The organism is Mycobacterium lacus (assembly GCF_010731535.1).
Taxonomy (GTDB): domain Bacteria; phylum Actinomycetota; class Actinomycetes; order Mycobacteriales; family Mycobacteriaceae; genus Mycobacterium; species Mycobacterium lacus.
In genome coordinates, this window is the sequence record NZ_AP022581.1 from 1,668,980 (window position 1) to 1,685,131 (window position 16,152).

Annotated in this window: 10 protein-coding genes and 1 riboswitch; of the genes, 7 read left to right on the plus strand and 3 right to left on the minus strand. The window is 66.4% G+C overall.

The genetic code is table 11. The features are described from left to right. Positions 1 to 3: 3 nt before the first annotated feature. Both G6N24_RS07650 and G6N24_RS07655 read left to right on the plus strand, forming a co-directional pair. Positions 4 to 3,093 carry a type I polyketide synthase gene (locus G6N24_RS07650; RefSeq protein ID WP_085160193.1) on the plus strand — a complete coding sequence of 1,030 codons (3,090 nt, stop codon included), beginning with the start codon at positions 4 to 6 and terminating at the stop codon, positions 3,091 to 3,093. Between the two features lie 130 nt (positions 3,094 to 3,223). Next, the gene (locus G6N24_RS07655) at positions 3,224 to 4,285 is read left to right on the plus strand and encodes a type III polyketide synthase (protein WP_085160195.1); all 1,062 of its coding nucleotides are present in this window, start codon (positions 3,224 to 3,226) and stop codon (positions 4,283 to 4,285) included. Here the strand turns inward: G6N24_RS07655 and G6N24_RS07660 are convergent. Both G6N24_RS07660 and G6N24_RS07665 read right to left on the minus strand, forming a co-directional pair. Beyond that, on the minus strand, positions 4,268 to 5,551 hold the full coding sequence (locus G6N24_RS07660) for a cytochrome P450 (protein WP_139822388.1): 1,284 nt from the start codon (positions 5,549 to 5,551) through the stop codon (positions 4,268 to 4,270). The genes G6N24_RS07655 and G6N24_RS07660 overlap by 18 nt on opposite strands. Before the next feature lie 14 nt (positions 5,552 to 5,565). Then, entirely contained in the window at positions 5,566 to 7,335 is a 1,770-nt protein-coding gene (locus tag G6N24_RS07665; RefSeq protein WP_085160199.1) for an ABC-F family ATP-binding cassette domain-containing protein, read from the minus strand. A gap of 146 nt (positions 7,336 to 7,481) precedes the next feature. Continuing rightward, a riboswitch (cobalamin riboswitch) is annotated at positions 7,482 to 7,662 on the plus strand. Positions 7,663 to 7,722: 60 nt separating this feature from the next. Here G6N24_RS07665 and G6N24_RS07670 point away from each other — a divergent pair. The 5 genes from G6N24_RS07670 (at position 7,723) to G6N24_RS07690 (ending at position 15,563) form a co-directional block, all read left to right on the plus strand. Then, positions 7,723 to 9,450 (plus strand): PPE family protein, encoded by a 1,728-nt coding sequence (locus G6N24_RS07670; RefSeq protein ID WP_085160201.1) that lies wholly within the window; start codon positions 7,723 to 7,725, stop codon positions 9,448 to 9,450. Between the two features lie 1,262 nt (positions 9,451 to 10,712). Next, the gene (locus G6N24_RS07675) at positions 10,713 to 11,834 is read left to right on the plus strand and encodes an EspA/EspE family type VII secretion system effector (RefSeq protein WP_139822380.1); all 1,122 of its coding nucleotides are present in this window, start codon (positions 10,713 to 10,715) and stop codon (positions 11,832 to 11,834) included. 68 nt (positions 11,835 to 11,902) lie between these two features. Further along, complete coding sequence (locus G6N24_RS07680; RefSeq protein WP_085160205.1) at positions 11,903 to 12,214, plus strand: ESX-1 secretion-associated protein; 312 nt, start codon at positions 11,903 to 11,905, stop codon at positions 12,212 to 12,214. An 81-nt stretch (positions 12,215 to 12,295) separates the two neighbouring features. Continuing rightward, positions 12,296 to 15,352, plus strand: a complete 3,057-nt coding sequence (locus G6N24_RS07685) for an acyl-CoA synthetase (RefSeq protein ID WP_139822381.1) — start codon at positions 12,296 to 12,298, stop codon at positions 15,350 to 15,352. Next, positions 15,345 to 15,563: a Trm112 family protein gene (locus G6N24_RS07690; protein ID WP_085160209.1), complete on the plus strand. Its 219-nt coding sequence runs from the start codon at positions 15,345 to 15,347 to the stop codon at positions 15,561 to 15,563. The genes G6N24_RS07685 and G6N24_RS07690 overlap by 8 nt, the downstream gene beginning before the upstream one ends. On the opposite strand, the gene G6N24_RS07695 is transcribed toward G6N24_RS07690, so the two are convergent. Further along, entirely contained in the window at positions 15,529 to 16,149 is a 621-nt protein-coding gene (locus tag G6N24_RS07695) for a TetR/AcrR family transcriptional regulator (protein WP_085160211.1), read from the minus strand. The two genes, G6N24_RS07690 and G6N24_RS07695, sit on opposite strands and share 35 nt — an antisense overlap. Positions 16,150 to 16,152: the final 3 nt, after the last annotated feature.

The following is a 16,152-nucleotide window of genomic DNA, read 5'->3' on the forward strand; positions in this document are numbered from 1 at the left end:
GGCATGCAACCGACGGACATCGCGGTCATCGGACTCGCGTGCAGGTTCCCGGCTGCCGTCAATCCCCGCGAATTCTGGCAGCTGGTTCGTGACGGGCGCGAGGTGACCGGATCCATCGACGACGTCGCCGACTTCGACGCCAGCTTCTTCAATCTCTCGCCGCGCGAGGCGTCCGCGATGGATCCCCGCCAGCGTCTGGCCCTCGAACTGACATGGGAACTGCTGGAAGACGCGCATGTCGTTCCGGCAGCCGTACGCGGAGAACGGGTCGCGGTTTACCTGGGAGCGATGAACGACGACTACGCGTTTCTGACGCTCGACGGGAACGATATCGACCATCACTCGTTTGCCGGCGTCAGCCGGGGAATGATCGCCAACCGGCTCTCGTATGCCTTCGGGATGCATGGCCCAAGCGTCACCGTGGATTCCGGGCAATCGTCTTCGCTGGTCGCCGTTCACCTGGCCTGTGAAAGCCTCCGCACCGGTGAATCGCCGATGGCGATAGCCGGCGGCGTCCATCTCAACCTGGCAGCCGAAACCACAACGCTCGAAGCGGAATTCGGTGCCCTGTCCTCCTCGGGCCACACCTGCGCGTTCGACCGACGTGCCGACGGCTACGTGCGCGGCGAAGGCGGTGGACTCGTGCTGCTCAAGCCGTTACGTGCGGCCCTCGACGACGGCGACCGAATCCGCGCCATCATTCGCGGCAGCGCCGTCGGCAACGCGGGAGACGCCGCCGCCGGGCTGACCGTGCCGTCGGCCGCCGGGGAGGCCGACGTCATTCGGCGAGCACTATCTAACGCCGGGCTCGACATCGGGCAGATCGATTTCGTCGAGGCGCATGGAACCGGCACCGAGGTCGGCGACCCTGTCGAGGCGAGCGCGCTGGGGGAGGTATTCGTCCAACGGCACGATCGTCCGCTGATGGTGGGGTCGGTGAAGACCAACATTGGCCACGCCGGGGCCGCCTCGGGGATTGCGGGTCTGCTCAAAGCCGTGTTGGCGATCGAAAACGCTTCGATACCACCAAGTCTCAACTACTCCAGTCCGGTGATCGATCTGGAAAGGCTGGGGCTCCGGGTCAACACCGCGCTGACCCCCTGGCCGATGGGGGACAATCCGCGGCGGGCGGGCGTGTCGTCATTCGGGATGGGCGGGACGAACGCGCACGTGATCCTGGAACAGGCTCCGACGCTGCTCGCGGCGGCGGAAATCGGTGCGGCCGATCACGATAACGCGGTCGTTCCGTGGGTGCTGTCCGGCCGTTCCGCCGAGGCGCTGGCGGACCAGGCCCGGCGGTTGTTGGCGCACATCGCCACCGATAACAGGCTGCGCGTGGCCGACGTGGGATGGTCGTTGGCGTCGACGCGCTCGGCGTTCGAGCACCGGGCGGTGCTGGTGGGCGCGGACCGTGAGTCGCTGACCACGGGGCTGGCGGCGCTGGCCGCTGGCGAGCAGGGCGCCGTGGTCGGTCGCGTGCGGTCACAGGGCAAGACGGTGTTCGCCTTCCCCGGGCAGGGCTCGCAATGGCTGGGAATGGGCCGGCAGTTGCACGAGCGCTTTCCGCCCTTCGCCGAGGCGTTCGACGAGGTGGTGGCCGCGTTGGATCGGTACCTGCGGTTGCCGTTGCGACAGGTGATGTGGGGCGCGGACGGAAAGCTGCTGGAAAGTACCGAGTTTGCCCAGCCGGCGTTGTTGGCCGTGGAGCTGGCGTTGGCCGCGTTGCTCCAAAGCTGCGCTGTGGTACCCGATTTCGTGATGGGCCATTCGGTCGGGGAGATCAGTGCCGCGTGTCTGGCCGGGGTGCTGTCCGTGGCCGACGCGGCCAAGGTAGTCGCGGCGCGGGGCCAATTGATGGCGGCGCTTCCGGCCGGCGGGGTGATGGTTGCGGTGGCCGCCGGCGAAGACGAGGTGACGCCGCTGCTCATCGATGGAGTGAGCATCGCGGCCATTAATGGCCCGAACGCGGTGGTGATTTCGGGTTCCGCCCCCGCGGTGATGGCGGTGGCGGATCGGCTGGCGCAGCGGGGCCGTCGCGTGCATCGGTTGGCCGTCTCGCACGCGTTCCATTCGACCTTGATGGAGCCCATGGTCGAGCAGTTTCGCGATGCGCTGGCCGAGCTCGTCCCGGCGGAGCCGCGAATTGGCCTGGTGTCCAACATGACTGGGCAGTTGGCCGGACCCGGATACGGGTCCGCGCAGTATTGGGCCGATCATGTGCGTCAACCAGTGCGCTTTGCCGACGGTGTCCGTGCCGTCGAGGCGCTAGGGGCCGGGGTGTTTATCGAGGTGGGTCCCGGTGGCGCGGTGATGGCCGCGGTGGCGGACTCGCTGTCGGAAAAGTCTGCCGGTGAGGCGGACCCGACGGTGGTCGCCATGGCCAAGGATCGCCCGGAAGTGGCGTCGGCCGTCACCGCGCTGGGACGATTGTTCACCGCGGGTGTGGGCGTCGATTGGGGTCCGGTCTTCAACGGCGTGGCGGCCCGGCGGGTGGAGTTGCCGACGTATGCGTTCCAGCGACGGCGATATTGGCTGGGCGGCGCCGGGGATGCGCCGGTCGAGCGTCCCATGCCCAATGTGGCGGAACGGTTACGCGGCCTCCCCCCCACGGAGCGGCACCGCCAGCTGGTGGAGTTGGTGCGCACGCATGCGGCGGTCGTGCTGGGTCACCCGAGCCCCGTTGACATCGATGCCGGCCGCGCCTTTCAAGACCTCGGATTCGACTCAATGGCCGGGGTCGAACTCCGCAATCGACTCAAAGCGGTAATGGGCCCGGCCGGATTAGTGCTGCCGCGCACCCTGATCTTCGACCATCCCACGCCGACAGCGCTGGCACATTACCTCGGCCAACAACTGTCGGGCAGTCGTCATGACGAATTGGCCGAGGAGAAGATTCGGTCTTTGCTAATGCGGATCCCTATTCACGAGCTCCGGCGAACCGGACTGCTGGACAAATTATTGCTGCTGGCCGGCGCGTCGGAAAAACCCCTGTTAGAAGGGGCTGTCAGCGACGACGTCATCGACTCGTTAAGCCCCCAGGCGTTAATTGCGATGGCGCTCCGCCCGGCGGACGACGACGACGTCATTGAATGACGAAATGTGACAGACGTTGACTATGACCGGCTTTGCAAGAACGCGCAAACACCCATAAACTCTCAAGCCTGAGAAGTGTTGGTTAGCCGACCTATATTAGACGCGCGTTTAATACCTAGAAAGCAGGGCCATGAGCGTCATCGCAGCTGTATTCGGGGCATTGCCGCCGCACCGCTACGGCCAGCGTGAGATCACCGACTCGTTCGTCGAATTCCCCGGTCTGAAGGAGCACGAGGAGATCGTTCGGCGCCTGCATGCCGCCGCGAGGGTCAACAGCCGCCACCTGGTGCTGCCATTGGAACGGTATCCATCGCTGATCGACTTCGGGGAAGCGAACGAGATCTTCATCGAAAAGGCCGTCGAACTCGGCATCGAAGCCCTGATGGGCGCGCTCGATGAGGCGGGCCTGGCACCCCGGGACATCGACATGATCGCCACCACGACCGTCACGGGTGTCGCGGTCCCGTCGCTGGATGCGCGGATCGCCGGGCGGATTGGCCTGCGCCCCGACGTGCGCAGGATGCCGCTGTTCGGTCTGGGCTGCGTGGCCGGGGCAGCGGGCGTGGGCCGGCTGCACGACTACCTGCGTGGCGCGGCCGACGACGTCGCGGTCCTGGTGTCGGTCGAGCTCTGCTCGCTTACCTACCCCGCGGTCAAACCGACGGTGTCGGGCCTGGTCGGGACCGCGCTGTTCGGCGACGGCGCGGCCGCAGTGGTCGCCGTCGGCGACCGTCGTGCCGAGCGAATCGGCGCGAGCGGGCCCGACATTGTCGATTCGCGCAGCAGCTTGTACCCCGACTCGTTGCACATCATGGGCTGGGACGTCGGTTCCCACGGCCTGCAGTTGCGGCTTTCGCCGGACCTCACCACCCTTATCGACCGGTACCTTGCCGACGACGTCACTGCGTTCCTCGCCATGCACCAGCTAAGCACGGACGACATCGGCGCCTGGGTGAGCCATCCCGGTGGTCCCAAGGTCATCGACGCGATTGCCAGGAGCCTCGCGTTGCCCCCGCAGGCGCTCGAGCTGACCTGGCGCTCGCTCGGTGAGGTCGCCAACCTGTCGTCGGCCTCGGTGTTGCACATCTTGCGTGACACGATCGCCAAGAAGCCGCCCAGCGGAAGCCCGGGGCTGATGCTGGCGATGGGTCCGGGATTCTGCTCTGAACTCGTCTTACTGCGCTGGCACTGATCGCGTGACCTCGACGGTCAGCCCCGGCCGGGGGCACAGCGCCGCAAAATTGGCCGCCCGAATGCGCTGAGCCGGCAACCGAAGCGTGGTCCTGGCGACCAGCCGGGCCAGCATCACGGTCATCTCGGTGGTGGCCAGCACTGCCCCGATGCACCGGTGCAGCCCCCCGCTGAACGGGATGAACTCGTGTGGTGCCGGTTTGCGGTAGCCCGGTAAGTTGGGGTCCCAGCGCTGCGGACGGAATTCCCTTGGCTCGGGCCATAATTCGGCGAGCCGGTGGGTGACGTACGCGCTGAAGACCAGCAACCGTCCCGCCCGGATGCGGTGACCGTCGAACGTGAGGTCGCGCATCACCCGGCGGGCCGAGATGACTCCGGGCGAGTACAGCCGAAGCGTCTCGTGGACAACGCCGTTGAGGTAGGCGAGCGCGTCGAGGTCAGGGGTGGCCGGCGGCCGGCCACCGAGCACGCGGTCCACCTCGTCGGCGACGGTGTCCCAGGCGCCGGGCAGCGTCAGCAGCGTGTAGGTCGCCCAAGCCAGCGCGCCGCTGGTGGTCTCGTAGCCGGCGGTGACGAGCGAGACGATCGCATCGCGAATCTCGTTGTCGCTCAGCGTCTGACCCTCTTCGGAGCGCCCGTTGATCAACATGGCCAGCATATGGTCGTCGGGCCGGGGATCGTTGCGAGCGTCGGCTATGGCGGCGTCGACGAGGCCGTCGATGCGTGTCCGCGCTGCCATGGCCCGCCGCCAGCCGGGGGAGTTGAGTCGTCGCTGCAGCCGCATCACCTGCGGCGGACGGTGGGTCAGGTCCAGCAGGGGTTGCAGTTGTTCGCCGAGGAAGTCCGAGTGGATGGCCAGGCGCTGGCCGAACAGCGACTCGGCGGTGGCGCGCCGGACCGCCGAGCGGAACTGCTGGTAGATGTCCAGCCGCTGGCCGGGCCGCCAGCCGTCGATCACCGCGTCGATATTGGTCACCATGGTCTGCACGTAGTCCTGGATCTGCCGGTGCCGCAGCCCGGGTGCCACGACGCTGCGACGGCGCCGGTGGTCGTCCCCGTCGCTGACGATCAGCGCGGTCGGGCCGTCGACGGGAACCAGGCTCTCAAAGGTCTCCCGCCAGCTGAACGCCTCGGCATTGGCGAACACGAACCTGTTCGCCTCCGCCCCCAGCAGATAGGTGTAGCCATGCCTGCCGACCCCGGAGTTGATCACCGGGCCGCGCCGCCGGTACAACGCGAGGAGCGCCTCCCCCGGCCAGTAGGGCACCGTGCGGTAGGCACTCATTCGAGCACCTCCGACAACTCCAGCCAGCGTCCCTCCGTCGCGACGACCTCGTCCTCGAGGGCGCGCAGCTCCGCCGTCAGGCGCGTGATGCCGACGTGGTCGGACTGATCGTGCTCGGCGAGTTCGGTGTGTTTGGCCGCGATCCGCTCGGCCAGGCGGGCGAGCTGGCGGTCGATCGTGGCCAGTTCCTTCTCGGCGGCACGCCGCCGCGCGCCGGACATCGCCTTCGGCTTGGCGGGCGGCGCCTCGACGGCCGCCGGCCTGGGACGGGCAGCCAGCCGCAGGCATTCGTCGATGCCGCCGGGCAGGTGTCGCAACCGGCCATCCAGAATCGCGTACTGCTGATCGGTGACCCGTTCCAGCAGGTACCGATCATGCGAGACGACGATCAGGGTGCCGGCCCAGGAGTCGAGCAGGTCCTCGGTGGCGGCCAGCATGTCGGTGTCCACGTCGTTGGTGGGCTCGTCGAGGAGCAGCACGTTCGGCTCGCTCAACAGCGTGAGCATCAGCTGCAGGCGCCGCCGCTGACCGCCCGAAAGCTCGCCGACCCGCGCGGACAGCTGGCCGCGCGCGAAACCGAGTCGCTCCAACAGTTGGGCGGGGGTGACCTCACGGCCCTCGACCTCGTAGCCGCCGCGCAGCCGGCCCAGCACGTCGGCGATCCGGTCGCCCGCGAGCGCTGCGAGTTCGTCGCCCTGCTGGTCGAGCACCGCCAGCCTGACGGTCTTGCCGCGCTTGACCCGCCCGGTATCGGGCTGGACGGTGCCGGCGATCAATCCCAGCAGGGTGGATTTCCCGGCACCGTTGGCCCCGACGATGCCGGTGCGTTCGCCCGGGCCGATCCGCCATTCGATGTCGCGCAGCACCGGGCGGCCGTTAAACGAGACCGAGACGTCGAGTAGATCGATGACGTCCTTGCCGAGCCGCGCGGTCGCCAGCTTGGCCAACTCGACGCTGTTGCGCAGCGGCGGCACGTCGGCGATCAGCTGGTTGGCGGCCTCGATGCGAAACTTGGGCTTGGACGTTCGCGCGGGTGCCCCGCGACGCAGCCAGGCCAGCTCCTTGCGCATCAGGTTCTGCCGCTTGGCCTCGGTCACGGCGGACAGCCGGTCCCGTTCGACGCGCTGCAACACGTACGCGGCGTACCCGCCCTCGAACGGCTCGATGATCCCGTCGTGCACCTCCCACATCGTGGTGGCGACCTCGTCGAGGAACCAGCGGTCGTGTGTCACCAGCAGCAGCCCGCCGCTAGCGCGCGGCCAGCGTTGCCGCAGGTGGCCGGCGAGCCAGGTGATGCCTTCGATGTCGAGGTGGTTGGTGGGCTCGTCGAGCGCGATCACGTCCCATTCGGCCACCAGCAGCCTGGCCAGCTGCACCCGTCGGCGTTGGCCACCGCTGAGCGTGGAAACCATTGTGTCCCAGGCGATATCGGACACTAGCCCGCCGACGACGTCGCGGATGCGCGGGTTGCCCGCCCACCGGTGTTCGGGTTGGTCGCCGACGAGCGTCCAGCCGACCGTGCGGTCCGGGTCGAGGGTGTCGGCCTGGCTCAGCGCGCTCACCCGTACGCCGGTGCGTCGGGTGACGCGGCCGCAGTCCGGCCGCAGCTCACCGGTGAGCAGGCCCAGCAGGCTCGACTTGCCGTCGCCGTTGCGTCCGACGATGCCGATCCGCGCGCCGTCGTTCACCCCGAGCGTGACCGACTCGAATACCACCTGGGTCGGATATTCCAGGTGTACGGCCTCAGCTCCGAGCAGGTGCGCCACCGGGCCGACGCTACCCGCCGCACCATCAGAACTTCCAGCAGATTCTCAGGATCACGAAAAGTATTGGCCGGCAATGGTTCCGTTGTCACCTGCGTGTGCGCGTCGACGGCGCCGGCCGGGTTACCCGTCGCTCAGCTATCGGTTGGACCGGCGGAATGCAACAATATCCACCCGTAAGGCGATGACGATGCAGGAAGCCGGTGTGAATCCGGCGCGGTCCCGCCACTGTCATCGGGGAGCCACCCTCATATGCCACGGCGTCCAGCTGGAAGGTGAGGCGAGCGACGATCCGAGAGCCAGGAGACTCGCGTCATCGCGTCCTGCGACCCGGGGCGGTGTACCCCGAGAGAGCTGATCGACATCGATGCTTCCCGTTCTTGGGTTCCGATGACCGCCCCGATCTGGATGGCCTCACCGCCTGAGGTGCACGCGGCGTTGCTGAGCAGCGGCCCGGGCCCGGGCCCGTTGCTGGCTGCCGCGGCGGCCTGGAGTTCGCTGAGCACCGAATACGCTGAGACCGCCGAGGAACTCGCGGCGCTGCTGGCGGCGGTGCAGGCCGGGGCCTGGGACGGCCCGGCCGCCGAGGTATATGTGGCCGCCCATGCGCCGTATCTGGCGTGGTTGACGCAGGCCAGCGCCGATAGCGCGGCCATGGCCTCCCGACAGGAAACCGCGGCCGCCGCCTGGACCGCTGCACTGGCTGCCATGCCCACATTGCCGGAGCTGGCCGCCAATCATGCCGCGCACGCAGTGTTGGTGGCGACCAACTTCTTTGGCATTAACACGATCCCGATCGCGCTCAACGAGGCCGACTACGTGCGGATGTGGATTCAGGCCGCCACCGTGATGAGCGCCTATCAGGGCGTTGCCGGTGCCGCGGTGGCCGCCGCGCCGCGGACCACGACGGCGCCGCAGATCATGAAAGCCAACGCGCCGGCGGCCGCTTCCGACGAGTTGTTCGGGTCGCCCCCCGACTGGCAGAACCAGATCCTGCAATGGTTGCAGGAGATCGGTTACACCGCCTTCTACAACAACGTCATCCAACCGGCTATCGACTGGCTGGCCCACATCCCCTTCCTGCAAACGATGTTCGCCGGAATTGATCCTTACCTGCTCATCCTCGGGAATCCCCTTACTTTTCTTAGCCCGCTGAACATCGCGTTTGCCCTCGGCTACCCGATGGACATCGGTACCTACGTCGCCTTGCTGTCGCAAACCTTCGCATTCATCGCGGCCGATCTCGCGGCCGCGTTCGCCACGGGCAATCCCGCGACTATCGCTTTCGCCCTGCTATTCGCCACCGTCGAAGCCATCGGCACGATCATCACCGACACCATCGCGTTGCTTAAGACCCTGCTCGAGCAGACGCTTGTGCTGCTGCCGGCTGTCATGGCCTTGGTGACCGCCCCGGCGGCGTCGTTGGCTGCCGGCGCCGTGTTGGTGCCGATTGGCGCCAAGGGCTTGGCGGCGCTGGTTGCGGTGCCCCCAGCCGCGCTGTCCGTCACGGCACCTGTACCGCCGCCAGTCGCGGCGCTCGCCCCGAGCATCCCGACGTCCACCCCGAACCCGGCACCGGCCCCCGCGGAGGCGACCGCTTCGGCCCCCACGCCGGCGCCGCCACCGCCGCCGGCTACCGCACCACCGCCGGTGACCGGTGCGGGCATCGGTGCGGGCATGGGTGCGGGCATGGAAAGCTTCGGCTACCTCGCGGGTGGCCTGGACTCGGTTGCCAGGAAGGCGGCGGGCAGTGGTGCCCGAAAGAAGGCGGCCGAACCCGACAGTGTCGAGGCCCCCGCGGTTGCGCCGACGCCCCAGGAGCCGGCGCGATCGCAGCGGCGCCGCCGGGCGAAGGTCAAACAGGTCGGCCGCGGTTACGAGTACATGGACCTGGAGCCCGATGACGAGCAACGGGTCGCGCCGGCAGCCTCGGATCGGGGCGCGAGAACCCTGGGTTTTGCCGGAACCCTACCTACGCAGACCGCTACGGCGGCGGGCTTGACAACGCTGACCGACGATGCTTTCGGCGGCGGCCCGCGCATGCCGATGATGCCGGGGACCTGGGGCGCCGACTCAGGGCCCTCCTCCGAACCAGGAGACGGCGACGACGACAGCTGATGAATCCGTGCCGTCGACGGCAAATCGGTGGGACAAAGGCAAGCGCTCACGTGGATCGCCGACGTGTGCGCCCCAGCGCAGTCCGCAGGCCTCGCGTCTGCAGCGCCATTGGGCGCCGGTAACGGATAGCCAATAAGCTCCTATTAGCCTGTGTGCCAGGCATTCTCGTACTCGCTGGAACCAAGCGACATGTCTGCCAACGTGTCGCTTGTCGACCGTATCTCTGACCGCCGAGCGGCTCGACGATGCCGCCCGGTTCGTCCCCGCGCCCAACATCGGCGTTGGCCATGGCGACCCTGGCCAGCAGATCGGCAAGCTAAAAGCGTTGTCGCGCAATCGTATAGCCCATGTGAATCCCAACGTCCGGGGCCGCCAAGACTGGCGGGGTACAACGCCGACCGTTTGGGCAACGACAGCCGACCCGCCAAGACGCAAACCACCAGCAAAGGCGCTTGACTCGGTGGCCCGCACTGGGCGGACCACCAGCCGTGACGCTGTCCCCATGATGCCCGCCCCCGAAACCCTCGGTCGCAGTGGGCTGCTCACCGTCAATTCATCGTTTCGTTAACGAGATTCCCAACAAGAAACCCTTGCGCTGTAGGCCCCTCGCGGCCTACTGTTTCGCGCAGAGGACAACTGTTGCGTTAGACAACTCTTCGCACTAGCAACTTGCGTTGGCTGTCGCGGGGTTCTGGCTACCCGGCCGGGAAAAGGTGACAGCTCGGTGGCCGCTGCTGCCGAAGAGTTGACGTGATGTATCAGGTTCGTCGCACTGCTTCATTGTGATGGGTTCCTTGTTCGAGGAGCGGCGTATGACTCGGCGAATTGAAGAAGTCGGGCAGTTCAAGTGCGATCTTCGGGTTCTGGTAGCAACGAATGGTGCGGGAGATGCCTCTGGCGGCATAAGTTGTCGGTTGCTTAGGGCGTTTTCGGCAGTGCCGAAAACACTAGTGCCTCGCCGGCCATTACATGCCATTGTGCGAACACCCACTCGTAGTCATCCCGCCTCCATCAGCCACTCTTCGCCCGACCGGATTGGCGAAAGTCATGTACCCGTGCGGGCCGTCGTCGGGTAGCCGTTCGAGCGCAGCGCCGCGTTTAATGACGCCGCCGAGTATGTGGCCACGGACCCACTTCATCCTTGATTGGTTCGGTCAAAGTCGCAGAGCCATGCGGTGGCGCGCTAACTGCCATCACTGCTCTGCCGTACTGCGTGGCAGGTGTCGGATAGCAACCGTATCGGGACTAGGACGAGAGGATGGATGGCAATGGGTGATAGAGCCTGGATCATCGATTCGGCAATCGATACCATCGACGGGTTTGAAGCATTGCTTGGGCTCGGCATACCGATATCAGGGGACCTCTTCCACAACAGTTCGTCACGGTTCACCCAAATCGCCGAAGAGCAGGGATCAGCCGCGCCGGGTGACAATTGGATGGGCACCGCCGCGGAAAAGTATTCCAACCGGAACGAACTTCAGCATCTCCGCGAGGAGATTATGGCGGATTTGGACTACATAACCGGAACGCTGGTAACTGAACAAGCGGACGCGGTCAAGAAGACACGAGATGTCTTGTCATTTGGAAAGAATATTCTAGAGAAGGTGCGCCCCGTCGCCGTCGTCCTTTCTTATATACCTCTGGTCGGCCGAGAAATATCGGCTGTTTTTCAGCTTGCGATTACTACTCCCGTGATGGCCATGGTCATGGGTGCGCTGGCTTATTTGGCGCTAAAGACGGCGGAAGACGCGGCCAAACTGCTTGCCGCGCTATGGAAGCTAGTCGAGCTGCTGGAAGCCCTGATTGAAACTGAAGTGATAGATTTCTTTTCAGACATCGAATACGATATCAAGGAATTCTTGTCGAAATTGGAGACCGACTTGTACTCGGCCTGGTCGGAGATAGCCGGTCTCTTTTCTTCATCGGGGTCCGGGCTGGGTGGTCTATCTTTCCTGTCCAGCTTGACTTCTTTGTCCCGCTCGGGGGGCTCGGCGGGCTCGGCCGTCGCTCCCGACCTGACCCACTTGTCGGGCCTGGCCAGCTTGTCCGACCCGGCTCACCTCGGTAGCGGTGCCGGCTTTCCGGCAATGGGCAACGTGAGTTCTTCCATGAGTCAGATGCGTGCCCTCTCAGCGGGTGTCGGCTCGGTGGGCAACGTCGGTCAGACCGGCCAGTTCCCGGAGCTGGCGAGTTCGCAGGCGCCCGCGCAGACCCAGTCGGGCGGACTGTCCTCGCCGGGCGCATTGCCGCATTCCGCGGCGCGGCGATCGAGGGAAGATGGCAGGAATGGCGCCGCCTCGGGCGCAGTAGATGCGGATCGTGCGCCCGTCGATGCCCCGGCGGTGACTCGTGAAAAGGCGCAGAAGCAGCCCATCAGTATTTGACACGACTGCGCGAACGTCCCTGCGGGCCAATGGCGTAGCGAAACAGTAAGCGTGGAAGGAGAATAGCGATGACGGGTTCGGTATACGTCGTGCCGGACTTCTTGAGCGTGCTGGAGCGGACTCACGAGAACGTGTCGGTCGACATCAGATCGGCGATCGGCATGGTCACCGGGATGAGCCAGTCGGTTTCCACCACCCACGGCTCATTCTGCTCGCTGTTCAACCAGATCTTGGCCGAGTTCGAGTCGATCCGCAGTTCCACGGGTGACGGCCTCCAACAAGTCGCCAATCAGCTTGCCGAAAAGCTTCACAGGGCCGCCGGGGCTTACGTCGACACCGACGAAGGAACGGCCGACATGCTCAGCAATTTCTTTCGCTGATCACGTCGGGTTCGCATGGGTGGAGACGCGAAGACGTCGGGGTTCGCGGGTAAATGGCGTCACGAAAACCGCGGTCGGCCGATGTGCCATGATGTCCACGCTGGTCAAGGCCTAGTCAGGGAGCACCCAGGAGCAGTTGTGGATCTCAATTTTTCGATGGTCACGAGACCCGTAGAGCGTCTGGTGGCCACGGCACAGAACGGTCTGGAAGTCCTGCGACTGGGCGGCCTGGAAACGGGCAGCGTTCCCTCGCCGTCCCAGATCGTCGAGAGCGTCCCGATGTACAAACTGAGACGGTACTTTCCGCCGGACAGCCGGCCGGGGCATCCACCCGTGGGCCCGCCAGTGCTGATGGTGCACCCGATGATGATGTCGGCAGACATGTGGGACGTCACCCGCGAGGACGGCGCCGTGGGAATCCTGCACGCCAGCGGGCTGGATCCCTGGGTCATCGACTTCGGCTCACCCGACAAGGTCGAGGGCGGGATGCGTCGCACCCTGGCAGACCACATCGTCGCGCTCAGTCAGGCAATCGACACGGTCAAGGACACCACCGGCCACGACGTGCACCTCGTCGGCTATTCGCAGGGCGGGATGTTCTGCTACCAGGCCGCGGCATACCGGCGCTCGAAGGACATCGCCAGCGTGGTGGCGTTCGGCTCGCCGGTGGATACCCTGGCCGCGTTGCCCATGGGCATCCCGGCGAACATGGGCGCCGCGGTCGCCGATTTCATGGCCGATCACGTGTTCAACCGGTTGGACATCCCAAGCTGGATGGCGCGCATGGGTTTTCAAATGATGGACCCACTCAAGACCGCCAAGGCCCGGGTCGACTTCCTGCGTCAGCTGCACGACCGTGAGGCGCTGCTGCCACGGGAACAACAGCGCAGGTTTCTCGAGTCGGAAGGCTGGATCGCCTGGTCCGGCCCGGCGATCTCGGAACTGCTCAAGCAGTTCATCGCCCATAACCGAATGATGACCGGCGGCTTCGCCATTAGCGGCCAGATGGTGACGCTCACCGACATCACCTGCCCGATACTGGCGTTCGTCGGCGAGGTCGACGACATCGGCCAGCCGGCGTCCGTGCGCGGCATCCGGCGCGCCGCGCCCAACGCCGAGGTCTACGAATGCCTCATTCGGACAGGCCATTTCGGTCTCGTCGTGGGGTCCCGGGCCGCACACCAGAGCTGGCCGACCGTGGCCGACTGGGTGCTCTGGATCTCGGCCGACGGTGACAAGCCGGGGAATATCGGCCTGATGGTCGAGCAGCCGGCCGAACACACCGACAGCGGTGTCGCGATGAGTTCCCGGATCGCGCACGGCTTTGGTGAGGTCTCCGAGGCGGCGCTGGCGCTCGCCCGCGGCGCCGCCGACGCGGTCGTCGCCGCGAACCGATCCGTGCGCACATTGGCCGTGGAGACGGTCCGGACCCTGCCGCGGCTGGCCCGGCTGGGACAGCTCAACGACCACACCCGAATCTCGCTCGGCCGTGTCATCGACGAACAGGCGCACGATGCCCCGCAGGGCGAATTCCTGTTGTTCGACGGGCGCGTGCACACCTACGAGGCCGTGAACCGACGCATCAACAACGTCGTTCGTGGCCTGATCGAGGTCGGGGTGCGGCAGGGAGACCGCGTGGGTGTGCTGATGGAGACGCGGCCCAGCGCGCTGGTGGCCATCGCCGCGCTGTCCCGGCTGGGGGCGGTGGCCGTCGTGATGCGGCCGGACGCCGATCTGGCCGCGACGGTCCGCCTCGGCGGAGTCACCGAGATCCTGACCGACCCGACCAACCTCGATGCCGCCCGCCGGCTGCCTGGTCAGGTACTGGTGCTGGGCGGCGGTGAATCACGTGATCTGCATCTGCCGGAGGACGCCTTTGAACAGGGCCAAGTTATTGACATGGAGCAGATCGACCCCGACGCCGTCGAGCTGCCCGCCTGGTACCGGCCCAACCCCGGGTTGGCGCGCGACCTGGCGGCCATCGCATTCAGCACGGCCGGTGGCGAACTCGTCGCCAAGCAGATCACCAACTACCGCTGGGCGGTGTCGGCCTTCGGAACCGCCTCGACGGCCGCGCTCGACCGCAAAGACACCGTGTACTGCTTGACGCCGCTGCACCACGAGTCCGCGCTGTTGGTCAACCTGGGTGGCGCCGTCGTCGGCGGCACCCGCATCGCGCTGTCGCGGGGCCTGCAGCCGGACCGGTTCGTGCAGGAGGTGCGCCAGTACGGCGTCACGGTCGTGTCGTACACCTGGGCCATGCTTCGCGAGGTCGTCGACGATCCGGCGTTTGTGCTGCAGGGCAATCATCCGGTGCGGCTGTTCATCGGCTCGGGAATGCCAACCGGATTGTGGGCCCGCGTCGTCGACGCCTTCGCGCCGGCGCATGTCGTCGAGTTCTTCGCGACCACCGACGGACAGGCGGTGCTGGCCAACGTTTCCGGCGCCAAGATCGGCAGCAAGGGCCGTCCGCTGCCCGGTGCTGGGCGTGTCGAACTCGGCGCCTACGACGCCGAACATGACCTGATCCTGGAGAACGACAGCGGCTTCGTCCAGGTGGCCGAAACCAACGAGGTTGGGGTGTTGCTCGCTCAGTCTCGTGGGCCGATCGACCCGACCGCGTCGGTCAAACGTGGCGTCTTCGCCCCCGCCGACACCTGGATATCGACGGAGTATCTGTTCCGCCGCGATGAGGACGGGGACTACTGGCTGCTGGGGAGGCGCGGCTCGGTGGTGCGCACCGCGCGTGGGATGGTCTACGCGGAGCCGGTCACCGACGCGCTCGGCGGCATCAACGGCGTCGACCTCGCGGTGACCTACGGCGTCTCGGCCGGAGGCCGACAGGTGGCGGTGTCGGCGGTGATGCTACGGCCGGGAGCGACGATCACCGCGGCCGACTTGACCGAGGCCGTGGCGAGCATGCCGGTGGGCCTGGGGCCCGACGTGGTGCACGTGGTGCCGGGGTTGCCGCTGAATCCGACGACCTACCGCCCCATCGTCGGCGCCCTGCGCGCTGCCGGGATCCCCAAGGCGGGACGCCACGCCTGGTATTTCGACCCCGCCAGCAACGACTTCCGGCGGTTGACTCCCACGGCGCGCGCCGAGCTGAGCGGCAGGCCAAAGCACGCCGATGCTTGACGCTTGGCTCCTGAGCATCCTGGTGTGCCCCGCCGACCGGGGTCCACTGGTGCTCGTCGATGACTGCAAAGCTCTCTACAACCCCCGGCTGCGCCGCGCGTACCGCATCGAGGACGGCATCCCGGTGCTGCTGATTGACGAGGCCCGCGATGTCGACGATGACGAGCACGCCCGGTTCATGGCGCAAGGCCGTCCGGCAGATCCCCAGTGAGATAGCGCTGCAGGTTTGGCGCGATGGTCTGCGCGATCTGTTCGGCCGGCAGCGACGCGAACGGCTCGACCTTCACGACATAGCGCGCCATGACCACCCCCATCAATTGCGACGCGACGAACTGGGTGCGGATCTTGCCAGTTCCCGGGGGGATGTCGACGCGCGCCCCCAGTTCCACCGCAACCACGTCCTGGAGGTAGGAGCGCGCCAAACTCACGTCGGCGCCGGAGATCAGCGACCGTATTGTCGCGATGAGCCCCGCGCCCAGTTCGGAGTCCCACAGTCCCAGCAAGACCGACGCCAACTTGGTTCCGAGCTGCTCGACGGGGGCTTCGCGCATCGGCGCGAGCACTATCATCGGGTCGATCGGAACATTGACTGCGGCAGCGAAAAGCTGCTCTTTGGTGCCGAAGTAGTGATGCACGAGTGCGGCATCCACTCCCGCCCCCGTGGCTACCGCCCGTATTGACGTTCGGTCGATGCCGTTGCGCGCAAACAATTCCCGAGCGCTAGCCAGGATGCGCTCACGAGTATCGGAGTTCCCGGCCGGCCGCCCGCGCCTCCTGCGTTTTATGTTGTCAGGCAACGT

Excerpts from the sequence above, each read along its gene's own strand:
- G6N24_RS07650 (WP_085160193.1), top strand. The coding sequence starts at position 4 with ATGCAACCGACGGACATCGCGGTCATCGGACTCGCGTGCAGGTTCCCG.
- G6N24_RS07655 (WP_085160195.1), top strand. The coding sequence starts at position 3,224 with ATGAGCGTCATCGCAGCTGTATTCGGGGCATTGCCGCCGCACCGCTAC.
- G6N24_RS07670 (WP_085160201.1), top strand. The coding sequence starts at position 7,723 with ATGACCGCCCCGATCTGGATGGCCTCACCGCCTGAGGTGCACGCGGCG.
- G6N24_RS07675 (WP_139822380.1), top strand. The coding sequence starts at position 10,713 with ATGGCAATGGGTGATAGAGCCTGGATCATCGATTCGGCAATCGATACC.
- G6N24_RS07680 (WP_085160205.1), top strand. The coding sequence starts at position 11,903 with ATGACGGGTTCGGTATACGTCGTGCCGGACTTCTTGAGCGTGCTGGAG.
- G6N24_RS07685 (WP_139822381.1), top strand. The coding sequence starts at position 12,296 with ATGTGCCATGATGTCCACGCTGGTCAAGGCCTAGTCAGGGAGCACCCA.
- G6N24_RS07690 (WP_085160209.1), top strand. The coding sequence starts at position 15,345 with ATGCTTGACGCTTGGCTCCTGAGCATCCTGGTGTGCCCCGCCGACCGG.